Source organism: Pseudomonas sp. Z4-20 (genome assembly GCF_051131955.1).
GTDB lineage: Bacteria > Pseudomonadota > Gammaproteobacteria > Pseudomonadales > Pseudomonadaceae > Aquipseudomonas > Aquipseudomonas marvdashtae.
Map to the genome: position 1 here is coordinate 14,872 of NZ_CP071641.1, position 24,248 is coordinate 39,119.

At 58.5% G+C, this 24,248-nt stretch carries 23 protein-coding genes and 1 pseudogene; 8 read left to right on the top strand and 16 right to left on the bottom strand.

The genetic code is table 11. From position 1 onward, the window contains the following. Positions 1–2: 2 nt before the first annotated feature. Positions 3–2,420 carry a DNA topoisomerase (ATP-hydrolyzing) subunit B gene (gene gyrB / locus J3P82_RS00080; protein ID WP_434559714.1) on the top strand — a complete coding sequence of 806 codons (2,418 nt, stop codon included), beginning with the start codon at positions 3–5 and terminating at the stop codon, positions 2,418–2,420. A 54-nt stretch (positions 2,421–2,474) separates the two neighbouring features. Here the strand turns inward: gyrB and J3P82_RS00085 are convergent, their stop codons facing one another. Beyond that, on the bottom strand, positions 2,475–3,212 hold the full coding sequence (locus J3P82_RS00085; protein WP_434559718.1) for a response regulator transcription factor: 738 nt from the start codon (positions 3,210–3,212) through the stop codon (positions 2,475–2,477). A gap of 215 nt (positions 3,213–3,427) precedes the next feature. On the opposite strand from J3P82_RS00085, the gene J3P82_RS00090 reads away from it, so the two are divergent. Further along, entirely contained in the window at positions 3,428–4,945 is a 1,518-nt protein-coding gene (locus J3P82_RS00090) for an ATP-binding protein (RefSeq protein ID WP_434559720.1), read from the top strand. Positions 4,946–5,118: 173 nt separating this feature from the next. Here J3P82_RS00090 and J3P82_RS00095 read toward each other — a convergent pair whose 3' ends face one another. The 4 genes from J3P82_RS00095 to glyQ form a co-directional block, all read right to left on the bottom strand. Then, the gene (locus J3P82_RS00095) at positions 5,119–5,898 is read right to left on the bottom strand and encodes a lysophospholipid acyltransferase family protein (protein ID WP_434559722.1); all 780 of its coding nucleotides are present in this window, start codon (positions 5,896–5,898) and stop codon (positions 5,119–5,121) included. A gap of 80 nt (positions 5,899–5,978) precedes the next feature. Continuing rightward, positions 5,979–6,512, bottom strand: coding sequence for a D-glycero-beta-D-manno-heptose 1,7-bisphosphate 7-phosphatase (gmhB, locus tag J3P82_RS00100; RefSeq protein ID WP_434559724.1), 534 nt, complete (start codon positions 6,510–6,512; stop codon positions 5,979–5,981). A 3-nt stretch (positions 6,513–6,515) separates the two neighbouring features. After that, positions 6,516–8,570 carry a glycine--tRNA ligase subunit beta gene (glyS, locus tag J3P82_RS00105; protein ID WP_434559726.1) on the bottom strand — a complete coding sequence of 685 codons (2,055 nt, stop codon included), beginning with the start codon at positions 8,568–8,570 and terminating at the stop codon, positions 6,516–6,518. After that, a complete protein-coding gene (gene glyQ / locus J3P82_RS00110; protein WP_434559728.1) occupies positions 8,567–9,520 on the bottom strand; it encodes a glycine--tRNA ligase subunit alpha in 954 nt (317 codons plus the stop codon). The genes glyS and glyQ overlap by 4 nt, the downstream gene beginning before the upstream one ends. Positions 9,521–9,601: 81 nt before the next feature. On the opposite strand from glyQ, the gene J3P82_RS00115 reads away from it, so the two are divergent. The 3 genes and pseudogenes from J3P82_RS00115 to J3P82_RS00125 all read left to right on the top strand — a co-directional run. Next, positions 9,602–10,159: a DNA-3-methyladenine glycosylase I gene (locus J3P82_RS00115; RefSeq protein ID WP_434559730.1), complete on the top strand. Its 558-nt coding sequence runs from the start codon at positions 9,602–9,604 to the stop codon at positions 10,157–10,159. A gap of 42 nt (positions 10,160–10,201) precedes the next feature. Continuing rightward, positions 10,202–11,089, top strand: coding sequence for a lysophospholipid acyltransferase (locus J3P82_RS00120; RefSeq protein ID WP_434559732.1), 888 nt, complete (start codon positions 10,202–10,204; stop codon positions 11,087–11,089). A gap of 169 nt (positions 11,090–11,258) precedes the next feature. After that, positions 11,259–11,840 (top strand): annotated as a pseudogene (locus tag J3P82_RS00125) (SDR family NAD(P)-dependent oxidoreductase); the annotation flags it as partial. A 189-nt stretch (positions 11,841–12,029) separates the two neighbouring features. On the opposite strand, the gene J3P82_RS00130 reads toward J3P82_RS00125, so the two are convergent. The 4 genes from J3P82_RS00130 to J3P82_RS00145 form a co-directional block, all read right to left on the bottom strand. Beyond that, positions 12,030–12,275, bottom strand: a complete 246-nt coding sequence (locus tag J3P82_RS00130) for a hypothetical protein (RefSeq protein WP_434559734.1) — start codon at positions 12,273–12,275, stop codon at positions 12,030–12,032. A 37-nt stretch (positions 12,276–12,312) separates the two neighbouring features. Then, positions 12,313–12,732 carry an organic hydroperoxide resistance protein gene (locus J3P82_RS00135; RefSeq protein ID WP_434559736.1) on the bottom strand — a complete coding sequence of 140 codons (420 nt, stop codon included), beginning with the start codon at positions 12,730–12,732 and terminating at the stop codon, positions 12,313–12,315. A gap of 413 nt (positions 12,733–13,145) precedes the next feature. After that, entirely contained in the window at positions 13,146–14,270 is a 1,125-nt protein-coding gene (locus tag J3P82_RS00140) for a diguanylate cyclase (RefSeq protein WP_434559738.1), read from the bottom strand. Positions 14,271–14,512: 242 nt separating this feature from the next. Then, positions 14,513–14,887 (bottom strand): lysozyme inhibitor LprI family protein, encoded by a 375-nt coding sequence (locus J3P82_RS00145; RefSeq protein WP_434559740.1) that lies wholly within the window; start codon positions 14,885–14,887, stop codon positions 14,513–14,515. A 475-nt stretch (positions 14,888–15,362) separates the two neighbouring features. On the opposite strand from J3P82_RS00145, the gene J3P82_RS00150 reads away from it, so the two are divergent. Next, on the top strand, positions 15,363–15,581 hold the full coding sequence (locus tag J3P82_RS00150; RefSeq protein ID WP_434559742.1) for a hypothetical protein: 219 nt from the start codon (positions 15,363–15,365) through the stop codon (positions 15,579–15,581). Positions 15,582–15,606: 25 nt separating this feature from the next. Next, the gene (locus J3P82_RS00155) at positions 15,607–16,374 is read left to right on the top strand and encodes a sulfite exporter TauE/SafE family protein (protein WP_434559744.1); all 768 of its coding nucleotides are present in this window, start codon (positions 15,607–15,609) and stop codon (positions 16,372–16,374) included. A 77-nt stretch (positions 16,375–16,451) separates the two neighbouring features. Here J3P82_RS00155 and J3P82_RS00160 read toward each other — a convergent pair whose 3' ends face one another. From J3P82_RS00160 to J3P82_RS00170, 3 genes are all read right to left on the bottom strand, one after another. Next, positions 16,452–17,225, bottom strand: coding sequence for a MetQ/NlpA family ABC transporter substrate-binding protein (locus J3P82_RS00160; protein WP_434559746.1), 774 nt, complete (start codon positions 17,223–17,225; stop codon positions 16,452–16,454). Between the two features lie 77 nt (positions 17,226–17,302). Beyond that, positions 17,303–17,977, bottom strand: coding sequence for a methionine ABC transporter permease (locus J3P82_RS00165; RefSeq protein ID WP_186614173.1), 675 nt, complete (start codon positions 17,975–17,977; stop codon positions 17,303–17,305). Continuing rightward, a complete protein-coding gene (locus J3P82_RS00170) occupies positions 17,977–18,984 on the bottom strand; it encodes a methionine ABC transporter ATP-binding protein (RefSeq protein ID WP_434559748.1) in 1,008 nt (335 codons plus the stop codon). Before J3P82_RS00170 ends, J3P82_RS00165 begins: the two co-directional genes overlap by 1 nt. A gap of 266 nt (positions 18,985–19,250) precedes the next feature. Here J3P82_RS00170 and katE point away from each other — a divergent pair, with 266 nt between their 5' ends. After that, positions 19,251–21,386 carry a catalase HPII gene (katE, locus tag J3P82_RS00175; RefSeq protein WP_434559750.1) on the top strand — a complete coding sequence of 712 codons (2,136 nt, stop codon included), beginning with the start codon at positions 19,251–19,253 and terminating at the stop codon, positions 21,384–21,386. Between the two features lie 54 nt (positions 21,387–21,440). Here the strand turns inward: katE and J3P82_RS00180 are convergent, their stop codons facing one another. From J3P82_RS00180 to zur, 4 genes are read right to left on the bottom strand one after another with little or no spacing between them, the layout of a single operon-like run. Further along, positions 21,441–22,154, bottom strand: coding sequence for a PA5502 family lipoprotein (locus J3P82_RS00180; protein WP_434559752.1), 714 nt, complete (start codon positions 22,152–22,154; stop codon positions 21,441–21,443). Positions 22,155–22,191: 37 nt separating this feature from the next. Next, positions 22,192–22,980, bottom strand: coding sequence for a zinc ABC transporter permease subunit ZnuB (gene znuB / locus J3P82_RS00185; RefSeq protein ID WP_186614181.1), 789 nt, complete (start codon positions 22,978–22,980; stop codon positions 22,192–22,194). Then, positions 22,973–23,755 (bottom strand): zinc ABC transporter ATP-binding protein ZnuC, encoded by a 783-nt coding sequence (gene znuC / locus J3P82_RS00190; RefSeq protein WP_434559754.1) that lies wholly within the window; start codon positions 23,753–23,755, stop codon positions 22,973–22,975. Before znuC ends, znuB begins: the two co-directional genes overlap by 8 nt. Next, on the bottom strand, positions 23,755–24,237 hold the full coding sequence (zur, locus tag J3P82_RS00195; protein ID WP_018602776.1) for a zinc uptake transcriptional repressor Zur: 483 nt from the start codon (positions 24,235–24,237) through the stop codon (positions 23,755–23,757). The genes znuC and zur overlap by 1 nt, the downstream gene beginning before the upstream one ends. Between the last annotated feature and the right edge of the window lie 11 nt (positions 24,238–24,248).

Consider the following 24,248-nt stretch of genomic DNA (forward strand, 5'->3'; position numbering starts at 1 on the left):
CATTGAGCGAAGAAAATACGTACGACTCAACAAGCATTAAAGTGCTTAAAGGCCTGGATGCCGTACGCAAACGTCCCGGTATGTACATTGGCGACACCGACGATGGTAGCGGTCTGCACCACATGGTGTTCGAGGTGGTCGACAACTCCATCGACGAAGCCCTCGCCGGCCATTGCGACGACATCAGCATCATTATCCACCCGGATGAATCCATCACCGTTCGCGACAACGGCCGTGGCATTCCGGTTGACGTGCACAAAGAAGAAGGCGTATCCGCAGCTGAGGTCATCATGACCGTGCTGCACGCCGGCGGTAAATTCGACGACAACTCCTACAAAGTATCCGGCGGTCTTCACGGTGTAGGTGTTTCCGTTGTGAACGCCCTGTCCGAAAAGCTTGTTCTTACCGTTCGCCGAAGCGGCAAGATCTGGGAACAAACCTACGTTCACGGTGTGCCTCAGGCTCCGATGGCGATCGTGGGCGACAGCGAAAGCACCGGCACCCAGATCCACTTCAAGGCTTCGAGCGAAACCTTCAAGAACATCCATTTCAGCTGGGACATCCTGGCCAAGCGGATTCGTGAACTGTCCTTCCTCAACTCCGGTGTCGGCATCGTCCTCAAGGACGAGCGCAGCGGCAAGGAAGAACTGTTCAAGTATGAAGGCGGCTTGCGTGCGTTCGTTGAATACCTGAACACCAACAAGACCCCGGTCAACCAGGTGTTCCACTTCAACGTCCAGCGTGAAGACGGCATCGGCGTGGAAATCGCCCTGCAGTGGAACGACAGCTTCAACGAGAACCTGTTGTGCTTCACCAATAACATTCCGCAGCGCGACGGCGGTACTCACCTGGTGGGCTTTCGTTCGGCGCTGACGCGTAACCTGAACAACTACATCGAACAGGAAGGTCTGGCGAAAAAGCACAAAGTTGCCACCACCGGCGATGACGCTCGTGAAGGCCTGACCGCGATCATCTCGGTGAAGGTGCCGGATCCGAAGTTCAGTTCCCAGACCAAGGACAAGCTGGTGTCTTCCGAAGTGAAGACCGCAGTGGAACAGGAAATGGGCAAGTACTTCTCCGACTTCCTGTTGGAGAACCCGAACGAAGCCAAGCTGGTGGTCGGCAAGATGATCGACGCCGCCCGTGCCCGTGAAGCCGCGCGCAAGGCCCGTGAGATGACCCGCCGCAAAGGCGCGCTGGACATCGCCGGCCTGCCGGGCAAGTTGGCTGACTGCCAGGAAAAGGACCCTGCCCTGTCCGAGCTGTACCTCGTGGAAGGTGACTCTGCTGGCGGTTCCGCCAAGCAGGGCCGCAACCGTCGCACCCAGGCCATCCTGCCGCTCAAGGGCAAGATCCTGAACGTCGAGAAGGCGCGCTTCGACAAGATGATCTCTTCCCAGGAGGTGGGCACGCTCATCACCGCGCTGGGCTGTGGCATCGGTCGTGAAGAGTACAACATCGACAAGCTGCGTTATCACAACATCATTATCATGACCGACGCCGACGTCGACGGTTCGCACATCCGCACCCTGTTGCTGACGTTCTTCTTCCGTCAACTGCCGGAGCTGATCGAGCGCGGCTACATCTACATCGCCCAGCCGCCGCTGTACAAGGTCAAGAAAGGCAAGCAAGAGCAATACATCAAGGACGACGACGCCATGGAAGAGTACATGACGCAGTCGGCCCTGGAAGACGCGAGCCTGCACCTGAACGAAGATGCCCCGGGCATTTCCGGTGAAGCCCTTGAGCGTCTGGTGAATGACTTCCGCCTGGTGATGAAAACCCTCAAGCGCCTGTCACGCCTGTACCCACAGGAACTGACCGAGCACTTCATCTACCTGCCGGCCGTTAGCCTGGAGCAGCTGTCCGATCACGCAGCAATGCAGGATTGGCTGGCCCAGTACGAAGTACGCCTGCGTACCGTGGAAAAATCCGGCCTGGTCTACAAAGCCAGCCTGCGTGAAGACCGTGAACGTAACGTCTGGCTGCCGGAGGTTGAACTGATCTCCCACGGTCTGTCGAACTACGTCACCTTCAACCGCGACTTCTTCGGCAGCAACGACTACAAGACTGTGGTATCCCTCGGCGCGCAACTGAGCACGCTGCTGGACGATGGGGCGTACATCCAGCGTGGCGAACGCAAGAAAGCCGTGACCGAGTTCAAGGAAGCCCTTGAATGGCTGATGGCCGAAAGCACCAAGCGTCACACCATCCAGCGATACAAAGGGTTGGGTGAGATGAACCCGGATCAATTGTGGGAAACCACCATGGACCCGAGTTCGCGCCGAATGCTGAAAGTCACCATCGAAGACGCCATTGGCGCGGACCAAATATTCAACACCTTGATGGGTGATGCGGTCGAGCCTCGTCGTGATTTCATCGAGAGCAATGCGTTGGCGGTGTCTAACCTGGACTTCTGATCCAGCGTGCCCCGCTCAACTAAAAAGGCCAACGCTTATGCGTTGGCCTTTTTTTTAGGCACTCGCCACCGAGGCCTCACTGCCCGCCGCCACACTCTCCAACCGATATCCATAACCGTAAATGGTCAGCAGCTGCCAACCCCGATCCGCCGTCAGCCCGAGTTTGTTGCGCAGGCGATAGATGTGAGTGTCGAGCGGGCGCGACGAGGTCATTTCTTCGTGGGTCCAGAAGCGCTCGTAGAAATACTCCCGGGACAACGGCCGGCCCAGGTTGGCGAATAGGCAGCGAGCCAAGCGGTACTCTCGTTCGGTGAGGCTAATGGGAATACCGGCGCGGGTGACGGTCAGCTCAGCGTCGTCGAACTCCAAATCGTTAAACACCAACACGTCACTGGCCGGGGCGCGTTGCAGGTTGTGGCGCCGCAGCACCGCAGTGACTCGTGCCTTGAGTTCGTTGGGCCTGAAGGGTTTGCTCACATAGTCGTCGGCGCCGGCGTTGAGGGCCTGGACGATGTCGTGCTCGCCGTCGCGGCTGGTCAGCATGATGGCGGCCGGTGGCGAATCCATGTGCTCGCGGGTCCAGCGCAGCAGCGAAAGCCCACTTATGTCCGGCAATTGCCAGTCAAGAATCAACAAGTCGAAGGTTTCCCGGCGCAATTGCCGCAGCAGGTCTTCGCCTCTTTCGAAGCTGTGCAGGGTCCAGGTTTGTTCTCCCCTGCCCGGTATTTGTTGAAGCGTGTGTTCTACCCGGCGCAGTTCGGCCGGTTCATCATCCAGAATGGCGACTCGCATGGAATGCGATTTCCTTGATCTCGAAAATAACGGACATCTCAGGAGGTAACGCAACCTTCCTCCTGTCGCTGCTGCGACAATACCGGCTCGTGGCCCAGAGGGAAAGGCAGCAGCGCACCACCCATCGAGTCGGCTATAGTCTTGGGCTTCCTGCCTGTCGGTACGCCGCATGATGCATCACGCAATCTACCTCCTTGTGTTCAGCCAAGGTGCCTATGACTAATCCACGTCGTCGTGAAACCCGTGAACCCACCCAAGTGCAACGATTGTTTCGACAATTGGTGCGTGAGTGGCTGTGGATAAGTGTGATTTTGTTGCCCCTGACAGCGCTGCTTTCGTTTTCTATGCAACCCACTCGCAGTGGGCCAGTCGGCGCCTTGCTGTCAGCCTGTCTGGTTGGCGTTGTATTGGGCCTGCTGTTGTGGCGCCCTCGCCTTGCCATGGGAACGACGCTAGCGGGGATGGGCGTAGCCCTGTTGATCGGCGCGCTGGTGGATGCGTGGGATTGGTGGTGGTCACCGGTGTCCAGTTTATTGGGAATGCTGTTTGGCTATCTGATCTGGAACTGGCGACGTCTGAGTGTGGTGCTGGCTTATTTTGGCTGGGAACTGGCGCGCCTGGATGCGGAGCCGAAGGTATTTCCGGAGCGTCGTCGGGCCTCTTACACCGGCACTGATCGTTTGCAGGGACAAATCATGGCATTGGAACAGGCCATGAGCCGGACGCGGGATACGCGTCGCTTTATTGCGGATGGCCTGGAATATTTGCCCGTGGCCACCATGATCAGCGATCCGCAGGGCAAGATATTGCTCGGCAACCGTAAGGCTCGCGAGTTGTTCGGTCATGCTTTGGCGGGCGGCGACGTGCTGGAGGAATTGGCTCGGCTGGGCTATCCGGCATTGGCGCACTCCCCTGTCCACCGTTTGTCCACGTTGCCGCTGGTAGAATTTCGCGACACTCGCGAGCGCAGCCTACGCCTTGAGAGGGCCGCGCTGTTACCGGCTGACAATGACGTTCCCGTGGGCTGGTTGCTGAGCCTGACCGACTTGAGTGCCGAGCGTGAAGCCGAAGAGCAGCGCAGCGTGATGCTCCGGTTCCTGTCACATGACCTGCGCGCGCCTCACTCGGCCATCCTGGCATTGCTCGATGTGCAGCGGCATGAGGCCGACTTAGAGAATCCATTATTCGACCAGATCGAACGCCAGGTGCGCCGCGCCTTGGACCTGACGGACGGTTTTGTGCAGTTGGCCAAGGCTGAATCCGAGACCTACCAATTTCGGTCTACGCTGTTCGCCATGCTGATTCTGGATGTGATTGACCAGGCGTTGCCGATCGCACAGGCAAAAAATATCCAGTTGGAGCACGAGCTGGACGATGAAGAAGCCATGGTCAGTGCCGATCAACCCTTGCTCACCCGGGCACTGTTCAATTTGCTCGAAAACGCCATCAAGTACAGCCCGACACAAACGCGCATTTCCCTACAGGTTCGTTGCATGCAGGGTTGGTTGGCGTGTCACGTCGTTGACCAAGGAAAGGGCATTGGCGGCGAAGAGCTGCCGGATTTGTTCATCCAGTACCGGCGCTTCTCTTCCGCCCATGGAGTGGATGGCATCGGTTTGGGTTTATCGATGGTGAAGGCGGTGGTGGACCGTCATGGTGGGAATATAGAGTGTCGCAGCGTAGTAGGCGAAGGGACCACCTTCAGTTTGCGGTTTCCGCTGTTGAACGACTGACTGGAAATCCCAGTCTGCGGCGATACCGCAGACCGCGCTCCTTTACGAGGCTATAAAAACTTATGCACCTTTACGGCTGTTTTATATCTTTAGTAAATATGTAATAAAAACAAGATGTTATGGAACAAAAGTAACGGAATCAGACGAAACGGTACACAGGTTATCCACAATTTTCAGACGGCAACCTTGTCCGTCGTTGCGGGCGCAGCAGGCGCTGGAGGCAGTGAACCGAGCTCCCGTTGGGTCTGTTCATTCCACGCCTGTACACGGTCGTTCAGTTCGGCTACGGCGCGAGGCCCGCTGCCCTCGGCATACATCGGCGGGCCAATCACTACGGTGATAATCCCCGGCGTCCTGAGCCAGCCCGTCTTGGGCCAGAATTTTCCCGCATTGTGTGCAATTGGCAGCACCGGCAGGCTTGCGTTCACCGCCAATGCGGAACCGCTACGGGAAAACTTGCCAATCGTGCCATAAGGCACACGCGTGCCCTCCGGGAAGATCAACACCCAGACGTGATCCTTGAGCAATTCATCGCCTTTTTGCGCGACCTGCTTGAGTGCAACCTTGGGGTTGTCACGATTAATGGCGATCGGGCGCAGCATCGCCATTGCCCAGCCAAAAAACGGCACGAACAACAACTCACGCTTGAGCACTTGGCTCAAAGGTTCAAAGTAGGCCGAGAGAAAGAAGGTCTCCCAGGTGCTTTGGTGGTTGGACTGGATGACGCACGGCCGGTCAGGCACGTTCTCGGCGCCTTTGACTTCATAGCTGATGCCCAGGAACACCTTGCTCAGCCATAGTGCGCAACGACACCAGTACACATTGATGAAACGGTAGCGCGCCTTGAACGGCAAGAAAGGCGCGATAAAAAAACTCAGGGAGCACCACAGCAAGGAACTGGTGCCCAACAGCAGGTAAAAGAGAAAGGCTCTGATGGCCTGCAATATCGACATAGCGGCGTTTACCGTTGCGGGCAATGCCCGCCTGTTCAAGCGCTTCCCGAACAATCCTTGATCAGGTTGTCTTGGGAGCTCTAATTGTGGATAAGTTCAGCGGCAATCGCCGCCAAGTCGTCAAAAATCAAGGTGCCCACCGGCAGGGTCTTGCCCAGAGTCTTTTCGCCTTTCCCGGTCTTTACTAAAACTGGCTGACAATCGACGGCCTTGGCTGCCTCCAGGTCACCGAGGCTGTCGCCGACGAACCACACACCTGCCAACGCCACATCGTAATGAGCGGCAATGGTGTTCAACATGCCTGGCTTGGGCTTGCGGCAATCGCAGCCGTCGTCTGGCCCGTGCGGGCAATAGACGATCAATCCGACTTCACCGCCCTGCTCCGCCACCAAGTCGCGCAAGCGATCATGCATGGCCTGAAGGACGGTGAGGTCATAGTAACCGCGAGCAATGCCCGACTGGTTAGTGGCAACCGCCACGGTCCAGCCGGCCTTGCTCAGCTGCGCGATGGCTTCGATCGAACCGGGGAGCGGCAGCCACTCCTCTACCGATTTGATGTAAGCGTCGGAGTCGTGATTGATCACTCCGTCCCGATCGAGAATCAGCAGCTTCAAGATTTACCCCAGCAGCGAAATATCGGCAACACCGAGGAACAAGCCACGCAGCCGCGCCAGCAGCGCATAGCGGTTGGCCCGCACATTGGCGTCTTCGGCATTGACCATCACCGCTTCGAAAAACGCATCAACTGGTTCGCGCAATGCCGCCAGGCGCGCCAGGGTTTCGCTGTACTGACGCGCCGCTGCCATCGGCTGAACCGCCTGGTCTGCCTGCTGGATCGCTGAGTACAGGGAGAACTCGTTGGCGTTATCGAAATACTTGGCTTCAACCGTGGCCGCGATCTTGCCTTCGGCCTTGCCCAGCAGATTTGATACCCGCTTGTTCACCGCAGCCAGCGCGGCGGCTTCCGGCAACTTACGGAACGCCTGCACTGCTTGTACGCGCTGGTCAAAGTCCAAGGCCGAGCCTGGCTTCAAGGCACGCACCGACAGGTAGGTTGCGACGTCGACGCCTTCGTCTTCATAGCGCGCTCGCAGGCGGTCGAAGACGAACTCCAGCACCGCATCGGCCAGGCCTGCGGCCTTGACCTTGCTGCCGAACGCATTGACGGCGAACGCCACGGCGTCGTTCAAGTCCAGGTCCAGTTGTTTGTCGATCAGGATCCGCAGCACGCCCAGCGCCGCGCGACGCAAGGCATAAGGGTCTTTGCTGCCGGTGGGCAACATGCCGATGCCGAAAATCCCCACCAGGGTGTCGAGCTTGTCGGCGATCGCCACGGCCGCCCCGGTCAGGGTGGTCGGCAATTCAGCGCCGGCACCGCGTGGCATGTATTGCTCGTTCAACGCCAGCGCTACGTCTTGCGGCTCGCCGTCGTTGAGGGCGTAGTAGTAGCCGGCGATGCCTTGCATCTCCGGGAACTCGCCGACCATTTCGGTGGACAGGTCGCACTTGGACAGGATGCCGGCACGGGCCGCGCGCTGGGCGTCACCGCCGATACGCGGGGCGATGAATGCCGCCAGCTTGGAAACGCGCTCGGCCTTGTCGTAGACGCTGCCGAGTTTTTCTTGGAAGACCACGTTCTGCAGACGCAGATTGAAGCTTTCCAGGGATTGTTTCTTGTCCTGCTTGAAGAAGAATTCGGCGTCGGTCAGGCGCGGGCGAACGACTTTTTCGTTACCGGCGATGATCTGCTGCGGATCCTTGCTTTCGATATTAGCGACCGTGATGAAGCGCGGCAGCAACTTGCCGTCGGCGTCCAGCAGGCAGAAGTATTTCTGATTGTCCTGCATGGTGGTGATCAGCGCTTCCTGAGGCACTTCAAGGAAACGTTCCTCGAACGAGCACACCAGCGGCACCGGCCATTCCACCAACGCGGTCACCTCGTCCAGCAAGTTGGCCGGCACGATGGCGGTGCCTTCCTGCAGGGTGGCCAGCTCTTCGGTGCGCTTGCTGATCAGCTCGCGGCGTTCGTTGGCGTCGGCCAGCACGTAGGCGGCACGCAGGTCGGCCAGGTAATTGGCCGGCGAGGTGATGCGCACGCTCTGCGGATGATGGAAGCGATGGCCGCGGGAATCACGACCGGCCTTCTGGGCCAGGATCGTGCAGTCGATGACCTGGTCGCCGAGCAGCATCACCAGCCACTGAGTCGGACGCACGAACTCTTCCTTGCGCGCCGCCCAGCGCATGCGCTTGGGAATCGGCAGGTCGTTCAGCGAATCTTCTACGATGGTCGGCAACAGGCTGGCGGTCGGCTTGCCCTTGATGCTCTGGCTGTAACGCAGCTTCGGGCCGCTCTGGTCGATTTCGCTCAGGTTCACGCCACACTTCTTGGCGAAGCCCAGCGCGGCTTGGGTCGGATTGCCATCGGCATCGAACGCGGCCTGGCGTGGCGGGCCGTCGAGGTTGATGCTGCGGTCCGGCTGCTGGGTTTCCAGGGCGGTGATCAGCACGGCCAGGCGACGCGGTGCGGCATAGACGTGTTTGGTTTCGAAGTTCAGGCCAGCGCCTTGCAGGCCTTTTTCAATACCGGCCAGGAACGCATCGGCCAAGGTGTTCAGGGCTTTGGGTGGCAATTCTTCGGTGCCCAGTTCAACCAGAAAATCTTGAGCACTCATTGTGCAGCCTCCAGCTTAGCCAACACTTCATCACGCAGGTCCGGGGTCGCCATCGGGAAGCCCAGCTTGGCACGGGCCAGCAGATAGGCTTGCGCGACGGAACGCGCCAGGGTGCGTACACGCAGGATGTATTGCTGGCGCGCGGTCACGGAAATCGCCCGGCGTGCGTCCAGCAGGTTGAAGGTATGGGACGCCTTCAAGACCATTTCATAACTCGGCAGCGGCAGCGGCTGGTCCAGCTCGAGCAGGCGCTTGGCTTCGCTTTCATAGAAATCGAACAGTTCGAACAGTTTCTCGACGTTGGCGTGTTCGAAGTTATAGGTCGACTGCTCCACTTCGTTCTGGTGGAACACATCGCCATAGGTCACTTTGCCGAACGGGCCGTCGGCCCACACCAGGTCGTAGACCGAATCCACGCCTTGCAGGTACATGGCCAGACGTTCCAGGCCGTAGGTGATCTCGCCGGTGACCGGGTAGCACTCGATGCCGCCCGCTTGCTGGAAGTAGGTGAACTGGGTCACTTCCATGCCGTTGAGCCAGACTTCCCAGCCCAGGCCCCAGGCGCCCAGCGTTGGCGACTCCCAGTTGTCTTCGACGAAACGAATGTCGTGCACCAGCGGATCAAGGCCGACGTGCTTGAGGGAGCCCAGGTAGAGTTCCTGGAAGTTTTCCGGGTTCGGCTTCAGCACGACCTGGAACTGGTAGTAATGCTGCAGGCGGTTCGGGTTTTCGCCGTAGCGGCCGTCAGTCGGCCGGCGGCTCGGCTGCACGTAGGCGGCGTTCCAGGTTTCCGGGCCGATGGCACGCAGAAACGTGGCAGTGTGGAAAGTGCCGGCACCTACTTCCATATCGTAGGGCTGAAGTACCACGCAACCTTGCTCGGCCCAGTATTGCTGGAGGGCGAGGATCAAGTCTTGGAAGGTACGCACGGCTGGCGTAGGCTGGCTCACGAAATTCACCTGTTTCTTGGGCTGCGATTTAAAGAGCGGGAGTATACCCGATTCGTCCGTGCGCACGCCCCCTGGAGCCTTATGCCACGCTGCTTTTGGTGTTCTGACGATCCGTTGTACATGGCTTATCACGATCAGGAGTGGGGCACGCCGCTGCGCGATGCGCAGGGTTTGTTCGAGTTGCTTTTGCTCGAAGGGTTCCAGGCCGGGTTGTCCTGGATCACCGTTTTGCGCAAACGTGAGCGCTACCGGGAAGTGTTGTACGGCTTCGATGTGCAGCGAGTGGCGCAAATGAGCGACGCCGAAATCGACGAGCTGATGCTCGATCCCGGCATCATCCGCAACCGCCTCAAGCTCAAGGCCGCCCGCCGCAATGCCCAGGCCTGGCTGGCGCTGGAAGACCCGGTGGCGTTGCTCTGGTCGTTCGTGGGCGGCAAGCCCATCATCAATCATTTCAAGGACCGCACCGAAGTGCCGGCCATCACGCCTGAAGCGCTGGCAATGAGCAAAGGCCTGAAAAAGGTCGGATTTACTTTCGTCGGACCCACTATCTGTTATGCGCTGATGCAGGCATCGGGCATGGTCATGGACCACACCCAGGACTGCGACCGCTACGCCGAGCTGGCAAACGGTGGTTAGAATAGCCGGCTCGCGACACGCCCATGAATTCAGGAGTGACCTGTGGATAAGTTGAAAGGCGCCTTGCTGGTTGGCGCTCTGCGGTTGTTTGCGCTGCTGCCTTGGCGGGCGGTGCAGGCGGTGGGCTCGGCCATTGGCTGGCTGATGTGGAAATGTCCCAACCGTTCTCGCGACGTAGTGCGAATCAACCTCGCCAAGTGTTTCCCGGAAATGGACCCGGCCGAGCGCGAGCGCCTGGTGGGCCAAAGTCTCAAGGACATCGGCAAATCCCTGACCGAAAGCGCCTGCGCCTGGATCTGGCCGGCCCAGCGCTCCATCGAACTGGTGCGCGAAGTCGAAGGTCTGGACGTGTTGAAAGAAGCACTGGCCTCGGGCAAAGGCGTAGTGGGCATCACCAGCCACCTAGGCAACTGGGAAGTGCTCAATCACTTCTATTGCAGCCAATGTAAACCGATCATTTTCTACCGTCCGCCCAAGCTCAAGGCGGTGGATGAATTGCTGCAAAAGCAGCGCGTCCAACTGGGCAATAAAGTCGCGGCCTCGACCAAGGAAGGCATCCTCAGCGTCATCAAGGAAGTGCGCAAAGGCGGCCAGGTCGGTATCCCCGCCGACCCGGAACCGTCCGAATCCGCCGGTATCTTCGTGCCCTTCTTCGCCACCCAGGCCCTGACCAGCAAATTCGTGCCAAACATGCTCGCTGGCGGCAAGGCCGTCGGCGTCTTCCTCCACGCCCTGCGCTTGCCGGACGGTTCGGGCTACAAAGTCATCCTCGAAGCTGCCCCGGACGCGATGTACAGCACCGACACGGAAACCGCCTGCGCGGCCATGAGCAAGGTGGTAGAGCGCTACGTGCGGGCCTATCCGAGCCAGTACATGTGGAGCATGAAACGCTTCAAGAAACGCCCGCCGGGTGAGGCGCGGTGGTACTGAAGGCTGGGAATCAATCCTGGCACTGGCCTTACTTGTGGCAAGGATCCTAATTGTGGCGGGGGGATTTATCCCCGCTCGAGTGCGAAGCGCTCGCCTGTGGATTGTGGCGCTGCGAGTAGTTTGGGGCTGCTGCGCAACCCAGCGGGGATAAATCCCCAGCAACGAGCCGGGCTGCAAGGCATTGATCGCCAAGCATCCAAGTTTTGATATCGTCATCAACAACCTGGGCATTTTCAAGCAGGAAGACTTCTTCGAGACGCCGGACAGCGAATGGCAGCGTTTCTTCGAAACCAACGTGATGTCGGGCGTGCGTGTTTCCAGGGCCTACGCGCAGGGCATGGTCGAGCGTGGTTGGGGGCGGATCGTGTTTGTCTCATCGGAGTCGGGCGTGAACATTCCCGCCGACATGATCCACTACGGCTTCACCAAGACCGCCCAGCTTTCAATTGCTCGCGGCCTGGCCAAACGCCTCGCCGGCACGGGCGTGACGGTGAACTCGGTGTTGCCTGGGCCGACACTGTCCGAAGGCGTTGCCAAGATGCTCCGGGCAGACGTCGAGCGCAGCGGGGAAAGCCTGGAAAAGGTCGCGGCAGATTTCGTCAACGAGCACCGCAGCACCTCGATCATCCAGCGCGCGGCACGGGTAGAGGAAGTCGCCAACATGATCATCTACGCCAGCTCGGAACAGGCCTCGGCCACCACCGGAGCGGCGCTGCGAGTTGATGGCGGTGTGGTGGACAGCATCGTTTAGCTGCATCGCCAAAAGCATGAGCAGAGTGCCCTTGCACGGACCCGATGACACAGTGCAAAGAACGCCGCTTCCTCATCCGAGAGAAGCGGCGTTTTTTCTTTTGGAAGCAACATTGGTTGATCTGACCAAGTTTCGTAGCGTTGAAGGGATTCAGCCCACCCTGTGTGCAGGCGATCCGGGCCCCTTTAGCTAGCCGTTCTCGTTCACGGGATCCGAGCCAACTTGGGCTACCCGTAACTCGATCAGGCGATCGGAACCACCTTCGGCTACGCGTTTCTCGATCAGCCGATCCGAGCCGCCTTCGGCTACCCGGTTTTCGATCAGGCGATCTGAACCGCCCTCAGCGAATGTAGGTTGAACAAAAGAAGTCGCGAACGCATTGCCGAGCGACAGTGCCAGAAGCGAGCCAACGAGCGTTTTGCTGAAAATGTTCATGTCCTGATCCTTTTATTCGTAGATGAAGTGAAGTGAGTTAGACGGCGACGTGCAAACGGACGTCGACGTTGCCGCGGGTTGCGTTGGAGTACGGGCAAACCTGGTGAGCCGCGTCGACCAGTGCTTGAGCATCGGCTTGATCGAGACCTGGCAGGCTGATGTGCAGGTCGATGTCCAGGCCGAAACCGCCAGGGATCTGGCCGATGCCGACGTGTGCCGTGATCGAGGCGTCAGCCGGAATGCTGCGTTTGCTTTGGCTGGCGACAAACTTCAATGCGCCGATGAAGCAGGCCGAGTAGCCGGCAGCGAACAACTGCTCAGGGTTGGTGGCCTCACCACCGGCACCGCCCAAGGCTTTTGGCGTGGCCAGTTTCACGTCGAGAATCTTGTCGCTTGAAACAGCACGGCCATCACGGCCACCGGTGGAGGTTGCGACTGCGGTGTAGAGAACGTTCATGGTGATTCCTCTTTTGCTGATGGGTTTGATCGTTTTGGTCCGCACTAAATGTTTGTGCGCTAACCAGTTGCGATAAAGTTAACGGATCAATAATTAGCGCGCAAGATAAATTTCGAAAAATTTACCTGCTTTGAATTAACCAATTGATCTAGAAAGAAATTTATTTTTAGGTGTCGCCAGCTTGTGTGGGCCGCGAGGCGAGCCAAGGGGAAGGAGATTCTAGGGGGTATCAGCAGGGCCAGCGCAATTGCAGGCCTTCGGAGACAGGGAGTTCAAAGCAGAATATAGGCCTCTCGATCGTTCCCACGCTCCTGCGTGGGAATGCCGTCAGGGACGCTCCGCTCCCGCTTCTGGAAGGTGACGCAGAGCATGGACACGATCAAATTCCGACTGATGATACAAAGCCAAACCGACTAAGCAACAGCCACTCGATTGCGCCCCAGCGCCTTCGCTCGATACAGGGCCTTATCCGCATCGTTCATCAAGCTGTGAAGGTCCTTATTACAGGCCCCCGTCGACGCCACGCCAAGGCTGGCGGATATGCCGTGAACAGGCTCGATCATCAACCCCGCAATCGTATCGATGAGCTGTTCTGCAATCTGGGTTGCAACCTCAATAGACGTGTCCGGGAGCAGAATGGCGAACTCTTCCCCACCGAGCCGGCCATGGATATCCGTCGCCCGAAACGACGAACTGATGACCCCCCCCATCTCGCGCAAAACCTGATCGCCCGCTTGATGGCCGTAGGTGTCGTTGATGTGCTTGAAGTGATCCATGTCCAACATGACCGCGCACAACCCCCGCCGGTTGGTCTTACATTCGTCATAAAGCTGCTGGGCATGCTCGAAAAAAGCCCGTCGACTCTTCAGGCCGGTCAGTTCATCGGTTTGGGCGGCACGGGTTGAAATACTGTTCGCCTGCTCCATTTCACGGGTGAGCCGAAAGGCGATTTCCAGGGACTGGGACATTTTGTGCGTGGCGCGGGCCGCAAATGCCGCAAATACCAGGATCGAAAGGGCCATGCCGACCTGGATCGGGGACGGCTGAAACAGCAGCCAAGCGGTGCACGGAAACAGCACCAGGCCAATGGAGACCAGTGTCATATTTCGGTAGGCCGAGTAGCAGGACACCGCGCTGACGGACATGCCGACGGTAAAGAGCATGACCAACGCCTGGGACAACAGATCGTCCGCCGGCATGAGCACAAACGCCCCGCCGCCCCAGATGCCGGCGGATAACACCAGCGTGACCCAGTACCTGCGCTCCCAGCGTTGAGGTGTGCGCTCACTTTCGTCGCTGCGGAAATAGGCGACGAACATCGCGATACGCAACAGCGTCGATGCGGTCAGGATGACAATCCACGAAAGAATGACGCTGTGCTCAAACCGATCCCAACACAGCCAACTCAGCATGATGGCCGCGAGATAACTGCCGAACACCGCAGAAACAGATTGGCGAAACAGTTGTTGCAACCGATCAGTTCGTACCTGCTCGGCTATGAAGGAATCCTGACCATTACGAGATCCTGGGCCATCCATGTGATCCACCTGATCGTGATGCAACGAAAACGGAGATTGTGGCACCCTGCCACCAATGCAAACAACTGAATTACTGTGGCGAGGGGAATTAACCCCAAACGCTATGGAGGACCACAAACCGTCCGTGGCGAGGGAGCTTGCTCCCGCTGGTCTGCGAAGCAGCCCCCACCAAAAACCCGACGCTTTACGTCGGGTTTTTCGTGGGATACGACTGCAAGCCCAACGTGCTCATTGGCTACGGCCTACTCGACTTGCGACAGCTTGGCGTCGTCGCAACCGGCAGCACGGCACTCGCGCTCGACAGCTTTGAGTATGACGATACGCGCCTCGGTCTTCTCATTGGCACAATCCAGGTAGAGCAGGCCATCGTTGGAACAAGCGCTGTCACGAATCTTGATCCACTGGATTTGAGCGGCTTTCACCTTTTTCTTTTGATCCGGGTTCAGGGCACTCATCGTCTTCTTGTATTGATCGTTGATGTCCTGATCCGACTGAACCATTTTCAGCGACGCGCAATAGGTTCTGTCATAGGCGTTTCTAGGGTTATCGCAACTCATCGCGGATGCCGATGCGGATGCCATTGCCAGCAATGCCCCAACCAACAAAGACTTGATCACTTACTTCTCTCCCTGAATGCCCTCTATTGATTAGAGGTCGCGGCGGGAATTTATCATGAGGGTTGTAGAACAATGAAGCAGATCCTAGGGTTCATTCGACCCGAACAATGGACAAATGCGGATAGAGGTTCGGGAAGTGATTGCTGATAAAGCCTGCATCGTTCCCGCCGCCCTCGCCGAATCCCCAACCGGTCAAACGTGGCGAGGGAGCTTGCTCCCGCTGGGCTGCAAAGCAGCCCCCACCCACCCAGAAAAATCCCTACAGACAAAACCGTATCACCCACTTCAAACCCCAATCGTAAACCCGACTAGCTCCAATTTTCGGGTCAAAACCGAGCCCTGTTTACCTCCCACCGCCAATCCTTCCACTAGGCTACTCATCCTTGCGCCTTTGCCTACAACTACGCCGGAATCCGCCGGCTTGTGCGCCTTGCCTATGGTTTCTATTGTTTACCTGCACTTAATGGTGACTTGAATGTTGGATCGTTGCAATCTTCGCGAAGCAAAGAGCTATGTCATGGTGCATTCTGGAGAAGTGGAAAATAAGCATGGATTACATGCTTTAGCCGCAGCGCAAGCTTTCGGTCGTCTTGTCGACCTGAGGCTTGATATTGATCAGCTCAAGGTCGTTATGCTTGATTACAATCAGCGTGTCGGAAGAGCTTTCCATGCCCTGTATGAAGCGCTGCTGTAATTGAAATTAGTAATGGATGATTTTTATGCAAATTGAATACGCCATGGTTGCGTTGGGGTTTTTTGCTTTTTGCGGGGGGATGATCGATGCTGCCGTGGGGGGAGGTGGGCTGGTTCAAGTACCAGCGCTACTGCATGCATTGCCTCAGCACTCGCTGAGCACAGTTTTTGGCACGAATAAGCTGGCTGTACTTGCAGGAAATCTTTCTTCTATATTTAGTTACGTTAAACGGATAAAAATTGTGTGGAAGCTGATGCTTCCAACGATGCTCTCGGCTTTTGTATTTTCGTTTGTGGGTGCTTTTTCCGTCTCGCTCGTTCCCAAGACGATAATGGAGTATTTTGTATTTTTTGTATTGGTGGTAATGGCTGTTTATACATTCGCAAAAAAGGATCTAGGGCTTGTTCACTCGGACGCTCAGTGCGGATCCAGAGAAGTGCTACTTGGGGTTTTTTTTGGAGCCTTAATAGGATTTTATGACGGAGTTTTTGGACCCGGCAGTGGTAGTTTTTTGTTATTTGTTTTCGTTAAATATTTTGGCTACGATTTTCTGAATGCATCCGCTTCAGCAAAACTGGTTAACCTGGGAACGTTTAGCGCGGCGCTGCTATTTTTCATACCTTCAGGTCATGTGCTGTGGGTAATTGGTGGACTGGTCGCGGTGTGTAATATGGTGGGTGCGCTGGCAGGCACTTTTTTGGCTTTGCGCTATGGGAGTGGATTAATTCGTATCTTGTTTCTCTTTTTATTGGTGTTCCTTATTGGCCGAATGGGATTGTCCATATGGCTGTGACAGGTTGCGCGCAACGCCGTTAGATAAAAAAACGGGACCTCGTTTTCACGCAGTCCCGTCTTTCACACCCGATCAGCTCAAAACGCCGGTAAAACCGCGCCTTTGTACTTCTCGAGAATAAACGCTTTCACTTCCGGCGTATGCAGCGCTGCAACCAGTTTCTTCATCGCCTCACTGTCCTTATCATCCTCACGAGCCACCAGGATGTTCACATAAGGCGAATCGTTACCTTCGATAACCAGCGCATCCTTGGAAGGATCAAGTTTGGCCTCCAACGCATAGTTGGTATTGATCAACGCCAGATCCACCTGGGTCAGCACTCGCGGAATAGTCGCCGCTTCCAGCTCACGGAACTTCAAATCCTTCGAGTTCTCGGTAATGTCCTTGGTCGTCGACAGGATGTTGTTCGAATCCTTGAGCTTGATCAACCCGGCTTTGGCCAGCAACAACAGCGCACGGCCGCTGTTGGTAGCGTCGTTCGGGATCACCACGTTAGCGCCGCCCGGCAGTTCTGTCAGCGCCTTGTACTTGCTGGAATACGCGCCCAGTGGTTCCAGATGCACACCCGCCACGCTCATCAGGTGCGTGCCCTTGGCCTTGTTGAACTCATCCAGGTACGGCTGGTGTTGGAAGAAGTTGGCGTCCAGGCGCTTTTCCGCAACCTGTACGTTCGGCTGGATGTAGTCGGTGAAGACTTTGACCTTGAGGTCCACGCCTTGTTTGGCCAATGCCGGTTTGACGAACTCGAGGATTTCCGCGTGCGGCACCGGCGTGGCCGCGACGGTCAGGGTGTCGGCGGCGTGGGCGGAAAACGCTGCGGCGGCAGCGAAGGCAACCAGTAGTTTTTTCATTCAGCTAACTCCTTGAGGGGCGCCTGCTCTCGGCGCCTGCCAGCGAATGGCCGGCTCATGTTTATTGGCGCGAGGCCTTATTTTCTAGAGAAATGCACAACCAACTTGTCGCCCACGGTTTGCAGGACTTGCACCAGCACCAGCAGCAACACCACCGTGACCACCATGACGTCGGTCTGGAAACGCTGGTAGCCGAAGCGGATCGCCAGGTCACCCAAACCTCCGGCGCCGACCACACCGGCCATGGCCGTGTAGGACACCAGCGTAATCGCTGTCACCGTAATCGCTGCAAAAATGCCTGGGCGGGCTTCCGGCAGCAAGGCGTTGACGATGATCTGCCGCGTGGTGGCGCCCATGGCCTGGGTCGCTTCGATGATGCCGCGGTCGACTTCTCGCAGTGCGGTTTCCACCAGGCGGGCGAAGAACGGTGTCGCGCCGACCACCAGCGGTGGGATCGCGCCGGCTACGCCCAGGGAGGTGCCGGTGATCAACACCGTGAACGGGATCATCACGATCAATAGGATGATGAACGGCAACGAACGCAGGATGTTGACGATCAGCGACAGCAGCGCATAAAGACCCCGTGCTTCGAGCAGTTGGCGCGGGCTGCACAAGAACAACAACACCCCCAGCGGCAAGCCGAGCAGCACGGTGAACAGCAGCGAGCCGAACAGCATCAGGAAAGTGTCGCCGGTCGCCAGCCAGATTTCCAGCCAGTCGATGTTGGAGAAAAACGAATTCAACAGTTCCATCAGCGCAGCACCTCCATGTGGACATCGGCCGCGGTGAAGCGGGCAAACGCCGCCTCCATGTCACCGCCGGTAATGGCGAGGGTCAGTTGCCCGTAGGGGGTGTCTTTGATGCGGTCGATACGACCGGCCAGGATGCTGTAGTCCACGCCGGTTTCCCGGGCGACTGTGCCGAGCAGCGGCGCGTAGGTCGCTTCGCCCTGGAACGTCAGACGCACGATGCGCCCTGGCACGTGGGCGAAGTCGTCGCGCTGTTCGCTTTCGTCTATTTGCTCGTCTTCCTGGACGAAACGCTTGGTGGTCGGGTGCTTCGGATGTAGGAACACCTCGGCCACCGGGCCTTGCTCGACGATCACGCCGGCGTCCATCACCGCCACCTGATCGCAAACGCGGCGGATCACGTCCATTTCATGGGTGATCAGCACGATGGTCAGCTTCAGCTCACGGTTGATCTCCGCCAGCAATTGCAACACCGAGGCGGTGGTCTGCGGGTCTAGGGCGCTGGTGGCTTCGTCGCACAATAGTATTTTTGGCTTGGTCGCCAGGGCGCGGGCGATGCCGACGCGCTGCTTCTGGCCGCCGGACAATTGTGCCGGGTATTTGCGGGCGTGGTCAGACAAGCCCACCCGTGCCAGCAGCTCGGCGACGCGGCGGTCGATTTCGCTGCGGGACAATTCACCGGCCAACGTCAGCGGTAGCGCGACGTTATCGGCCACGGTCTTGGACGCCAGCAAGTTGAAGTGCTGGAAGATCATCCCGACTTGCTGACGGAAGCGGCGCAGGCCGCTGGCGTCCAGGGCAGTGACTTCTTCACCGTCGACGATGATCTTGCCGCCCGTGGAATCTTCCAGGCGATTGATCAGACGCAGCAGGGTACTTTTTCCCGCACCGGAGTGGCCAATCAGGCCGAAGACCTGGCCGTTCTCAATCGTCAGATTGGTTGGGTGCAGGGCGGGGATATCCTTACCGGAAACCCGGTAGGTTTTATGGACGTTTTGAAACTCGATCACGTAGCGAACCTTGTGGGGCGCGTTGGAAAAGGATCAGCGGTAAGCCGGGCGCGCATTTTAGCCTGTCCGTATAGAGGTTCTTAGCATTTATTTGAGATAGGACCAGTCATTTGGCAATAAGGCGATCAAAGGACATAAAAAAGGAACACAGCGAAACGGCATCGGTCACTCATTAAGCAACTCCACATATGCCCAGGTACCGTGCCTGGCGCATCGAACTCACGGGTCCTGGCCACGGCGGGGATCGCAACGAGGAGTCATGCCTGATGAGCACTAAAAAACCTGCCGCCCCCAGCCAAATGGCCGGGACTGACACGCTGGATCGCAGCAATACCAACGCCAAGCTCGAGAGTCTTGAGCAGTTTCGCTCCGACGCCACCGAGCAGGCCTTGCGTACCAACCAAGGCGTGAAAATCGCCGACAACCAGAACACCCTCCGCGTCGGACCGCGTGGGCCGTCCCTGCTTGAAGACTTCATCATGCGTGAAAAAATCACGCATTTTGACCATGAGCGTATTCCCGAGCGCATCGTTCACGCCCGTGGCACCGGCGCCCATGGTTATTTTCAGACCTATGAAGCGCATTCAGCACTGACCAAGGCCGGTTTCCTACAAGACCCGAGCAAGAAAACCCCGGTGTTCGTGCGCTTTTCCACCGTGCAAGGTCCACGGGGTTCCGGCGACACCGTGCGGGACGTGCGTGGCTTTGCTGTGAAGTTTTTCACCGACGAAGGCAACTTCGATTTGGTCGGCAACAACATGCCGGTATTTTTCATACAGGATGCGGTGAAGTTTCCAGACTTCGTCCACGCGGTGAAACCCGAGCCCCATAACGAAATTCCTACCGGCGGTTCGGCCCATGACACGTTCTGGGATTTTGTGTCACTGGTGCCTGAATCCGCTCATATGGTGATCTGGGCGATGTCCGACCGGGCAATCCCGAAAAGCCTGCGCGCCATGCAGGGTTTCGGCGTGCACACCTTCCGCATGATCAACGCCGAAGGCCGCAGCAGCTTCGTCAAGTTCCATTGGCGGCCCAAGGCCGGGACCTGTTCCCTGGTATGGGACGAAGCCCAGAAGCTCGCGGGCAAGGACACTGACTACCACCGTCGCGATCTGTGGGAATCGATCGAGATGGGCGACTACCCCGAGTGGGAATTTGGCGTACAGATTGTCGCCGAGGAAGACGAGCACAAGTTCGACTTCGACCTGCTCGACCCGACCAAGATCATTCCCGAAGAGCTGGTGCCCATCACGCCCCTGGGCAAGATGGTGCTGAACCGCAACCCGGACAACTTTTTCGCCGAAGTCGAGCAGGTTGCGTTCTGCCCCGGGCATATCGTGCCGGGCATCGATTTCAGCAACGACCCATTGCTGCAAGGCCGGCTGTTTTCCTACACCGATACGCAGATCAGCCGACTCGGTGGGCCGAATTTTCATGAGCTGCCGATCAACCGGGCAATCACCCCGGTGCACAACGGCCAGCGGGATGCCATGCACCGCACCACTATCGACAAGGGGCGCGCTTCCTACGAGCCGAACTCCATTGACGGCGGCTGGCCGAAGGAAACTCCGCCCGGCCCGCAGGATGGCGGTTTCGAAAGTTATCCGGAGCGCATCGACGCCCACAAGATCCGCCAACGCAGTGATTCGTTCGGTGATCATTTCTCCCAGGCGCGGCTGTTCTACAAGAGCATGAGCCCCCACGAGCAAGAGCACATCATCGCGGCCTACAGTTTCGAGCTGGGGAAGGTGGAGCGGGAGTTCATCCGGGCGCGGCAGGTGAATGAAATCCTCGCCAACATTGACTTGAAACTGGCCGGGCGGGTCGCGAAAAACCTCGGCTTGCCGGCACCGACCGCCGGTACTGTCGATGTTCCGACGCCTTCGCTGGAGCAATCCCCCGCCTTAAGCCAGGCGAACCTGCTGTCCGGCGACATCAAGACGCGCAAAGTGGCGGTGTTGGTGGCTAACGGTGTCGATGGGGCGATCATCGATGCGCTCAAGCAGGCCCTGGAGGCTGAGGGCGCCCACGCCAAAGTGCTGGGGCCAACTTCGGCGCCGGTCACCACCGCCGATGGGCAGACGTTGGCGGTAGATGCGTCCATGGAAGGGTTGCCGTCGATTGCCTTCGACGCGGTGTTCGTGCCCGGTGGCGCGGAGTCGATCAAGGCCTTGAGTCGCGACGGCGTGGCGTTGCACTACGTGCTGGAGGCCTACAAGCATCTAAAAGCCATTGGGCTTCATGGTGAGGCCCGGCAGTTGTTGGTGGAGTTGAAGCTGGAGGTGGATGCGGGGTTGATCGAAGATGCGGATGCGAGCGGTTTTTCGCGGTTTTTTGCGGCGATTGCTCAGCATCGGGTCTGGACGCGGGAGCCGAAGGCGAAGGCGGTTCCAGCCTAAACAGATTTGTTGTCTGGTAGGGCGCTATCGCGAGCGAGCTCGCTCGCGATGCTTTTACTGCTTACGCTGCGTTAGAACAAGCTGCGCCGGCACACTGCGCAAAATCTGCTTCTGCAGTTTCAAATCAAATCCCGGATCAAGTTTCTTGACCCGCTTGGTCAGCAAGGTGGCCAGCCAAGGGTAATCATCGGTGCGCGGCGCCTGGATGCTGACATCACATTGATAATTCACTACATCTGCCGCAATGGCGTCCAGTTGATGACGCATCTTCTGGATATCGCCGATGTTCAATGCAACCGTGGTGCTTTGCGCACTCGGATCGATCACCTTGGCGACTGGTTTTGCTTCGGCGGCCTGCAGCGCGGCTTCGGCTTTTTCCAGTTCGGCCTTACGGGCTTCGGCGATTGCGCTGTTGACTTCGCCGGTGAGCGCTGGCGCTTTTGGCATCAGCGCACGTGCCCGGCTCAGCGCCGTGGCGGCGGCGTTCACGTCGCCTTTTTGCAGGTCGATCTGGCTGCGGCGCAAATACGCCTCGGCCAATTGGCGCTGATAGGGTTCCAGCGAGGGATCTTCGGGCGATTGAGCCTGTAACGCGGTCAATTGATTTTCGGCGGTGGCCAGTTCATTGGCAGCCAGGCTTTGTTCAAGCTGCGCGATGGCCGGGCCCCGTGTATCGGGAGCCTGGGTGACCGGCGGCGTGCTCTGACAGGCGCCCAGCAACAGGGAAAACGCGACAAGGAGCAGATAACGGGAGGCGAACGGGTTCATTCCTGCGACTCTCTATTTGCGCAAAAAGCGAGCAAGTCTACACCCCTCGACGAGGCAGGACAAAACTCAGCAGAAACAACGCCGCGGCGCTGACCACGATCGACGGGCCGGCCGGGGTGTCCTTGAACCACGACAACGCCAGCCCGCCGCACACGGCGAGCATGCCCAGCAGGCTCGCGCCCAGGGCCATCTGTTCAGGCGAGCGGGCGTGACGCTGCGCGGCAGCTGCCGGGATGATCAGCAATGAAGTAATCAGTAACACACCGACGATCTTCATCGCCACGGCGATCACCACCGCAATCAACAACATCAGCGCCAGCCGCAAGCCCACCACGGGCAAGCCTTCGACCCGTGCCAGCTCTTCATGGACGGTGACCGCCAGCAACGGACGCCACAGCGCGACCAGCAACAGCAGCACTGCTGCGCTGCCGCCGAGGATCCATGAAAGATCCGTCGGGCTGATCGCCAAGAGATCGCCGAACAGATAGGCCATCAAGTCGATTCGCACGTCACGCATGAAGCTCAGCACCACTAGCCCGAGGGACAAGGTACTGGGTGCCAGGATGCCCAGTAGCGTATCGGACGCCAGCGGTTGGCGCTGTTGTAGAGTGACCAGCACCACCGCCAGCAACAGGCAGCCAACGGTCACGGCGATAGCTGGGCTGACATCCAGCAGAAACCCCAGCGCCACGCCGAGCAGCGCTGCGTGGGACAAGGTGTCGCCAAAATAGGCCATGCGCCGCCAGACCACGAATGAACCCAGGGGGCCCGCCACCAGTGCGAGGGCCAGGCCTGCGAGCAGGGCATACAACAGAAAATCAGCCATGCTTGCAGCCATCTCCGTGAACGTGGGTAGAAACAGGTGAGGCACTGACCACCGAGCCATGCAGATCATGGGCGTGGTCATGGTGATGATGATAAATCGCCAGGCTTTGTGCGTTCTTTCCGAAAAGCTCGACAAACGCCGGATCACTGCTGACTTGCTCGGGATGCCCGGAACAGCAGACATGACGGTTGAGGCAAACCACCTGGTCGGTGGTGCTCATGACCAAGTGAAGATCGTGGGAGACCATCAGCACGCCGCAGCGGTGGCGGTCGCGCAAACGGGTAATCAAGCTGTACAACTCGGCTTGGCCGGCCACGTCAACGCCTTGTACGGGCTCGTCGAGCACCAGCAATTCGGGCTCGCGCAACAGGGCGCGGGCCAGCAATACGCGCTGCATTTCGCCACCGGAAACGCTTTGCACCGGGCTGTCGATGACCTGCTCGGCACCGACTTCCTTTAAGGCCGCCAAGGCTCGTTCGCGATCCACCCCAGGCACCAGGCGCAAGAAGCGCAGCACCGACAGTGGCAAGGTCGCATCGACATGAAGCTTTTGCGGCATGTAGCCGACACGCAACTTGGGCTTGCGCCAGACGCTGCCGCTGTCGGGCTTGAGCAGACCCAGCACGGCCCGCACCAGGGTGGTCTTGCCGGCACCGTTGGGGCCGATCAACGTCACGATCTGCCCCGGTTCGACGCTCAGGTGAATGTTGTCCAGCACGTTCTGCCCGGCGAACGTCACGGCCACCTGTTGGAGGTGGATCAACGCATTGCTCATCAGGCCCCCTGGCAGCCGGAGCAGAGGCCAACCACTTCGACGGTCTGGGTATCGACCACAAAGCCGACGTCCTTGGCACTGGCGATGATGGCATCGCTGATGGACTTCTGTTCCAGCTCGATGGCGGCGTGGCATTCACGGCAGATCAGGAACTGGCCTTGGTGGGCGTGCTCCGGATGGTTGCAGCCAACGAAGGCGTTCAGGGACGAAATGCGATGCACCAGGCCGTTTTCCAAGAGGAAATCCAGCGCCCGATAGACGGTTGGCGGCGCGGCGCGGCGACCGTCCTGCTCGCTGAGCACGGCAAGAATGTCGTAGGCGCCCAGCGGCTTGTGGCTCTGCCAGACCAATTCCAGCACGCGCCGCCGCAGGGCGGTCAGGCGCAACCCTTGGCGCGCGCAGATGGCGTCGGCCTCGGACAAGGCGCTGTGCACGCAGTGGGAGTGATCATGTGGACGACTGGCAAGGGGCGTAATGGGCATGGGCAGCGACG

What these genes read in the sequence shown, in the direction of transcription:
- J3P82_RS00085 (WP_434559718.1), bottom strand. Translation starts at nt 3,212, where the DNA reads ATGCGAGTCGCCATTCTGGATGATGAACCGGCCGAACTGCGCCGGGTA.
- J3P82_RS00090 (WP_434559720.1), top strand. Translation starts at nt 3,428, where the DNA reads ATGACTAATCCACGTCGTCGTGAAACCCGTGAACCCACCCAAGTGCAA.
- J3P82_RS00095 (WP_434559722.1), bottom strand. Translation starts at nt 5,898, where the DNA reads ATGTCGATATTGCAGGCCATCAGAGCCTTTCTCTTTTACCTGCTGTTG.
- glyS (WP_434559726.1), bottom strand. Translation starts at nt 8,570, where the DNA reads ATGAGTGCTCAAGATTTTCTGGTTGAACTGGGCACCGAAGAATTGCCA.
- J3P82_RS00115 (WP_434559730.1), top strand. Translation starts at nt 9,602, where the DNA reads ATGCCACGCTGCTTTTGGTGTTCTGACGATCCGTTGTACATGGCTTAT.
- J3P82_RS00130 (WP_434559734.1), bottom strand. Translation starts at nt 12,275, where the DNA reads ATGAACATTTTCAGCAAAACGCTCGTTGGCTCGCTTCTGGCACTGTCG.
- J3P82_RS00135 (WP_434559736.1), bottom strand. Translation starts at nt 12,732, where the DNA reads ATGAACGTTCTCTACACCGCAGTCGCAACCTCCACCGGTGGCCGTGAT.
- J3P82_RS00140 (WP_434559738.1), bottom strand. Translation starts at nt 14,270, where the DNA reads ATGGATGGCCCAGGATCTCGTAATGGTCAGGATTCCTTCATAGCCGAG.
- J3P82_RS00150 (WP_434559742.1), top strand. Translation starts at nt 15,363, where the DNA reads ATGTTGGATCGTTGCAATCTTCGCGAAGCAAAGAGCTATGTCATGGTG.
- J3P82_RS00155 (WP_434559744.1), top strand. Translation starts at nt 15,607, where the DNA reads ATGCAAATTGAATACGCCATGGTTGCGTTGGGGTTTTTTGCTTTTTGC.
- J3P82_RS00160 (WP_434559746.1), bottom strand. Translation starts at nt 17,225, where the DNA reads ATGAAAAAACTACTGGTTGCCTTCGCTGCCGCCGCAGCGTTTTCCGCC.
- J3P82_RS00165 (WP_186614173.1), bottom strand. Translation starts at nt 17,977, where the DNA reads ATGGAACTGTTGAATTCGTTTTTCTCCAACATCGACTGGCTGGAAATC.
- katE (WP_434559750.1), top strand. Translation starts at nt 19,251, where the DNA reads ATGAGCACTAAAAAACCTGCCGCCCCCAGCCAAATGGCCGGGACTGAC.
- J3P82_RS00180 (WP_434559752.1), bottom strand. Translation starts at nt 22,154, where the DNA reads ATGAACCCGTTCGCCTCCCGTTATCTGCTCCTTGTCGCGTTTTCCCTG.
- znuB (WP_186614181.1), bottom strand. Translation starts at nt 22,980, where the DNA reads ATGGCTGATTTTCTGTTGTATGCCCTGCTCGCAGGCCTGGCCCTCGCA.
- znuC (WP_434559754.1), bottom strand. Translation starts at nt 23,755, where the DNA reads ATGAGCAATGCGTTGATCCACCTCCAACAGGTGGCCGTGACGTTCGCC.
- zur (WP_018602776.1), bottom strand. Translation starts at nt 24,237, where the DNA reads ATGCCCATTACGCCCCTTGCCAGTCGTCCACATGATCACTCCCACTGC.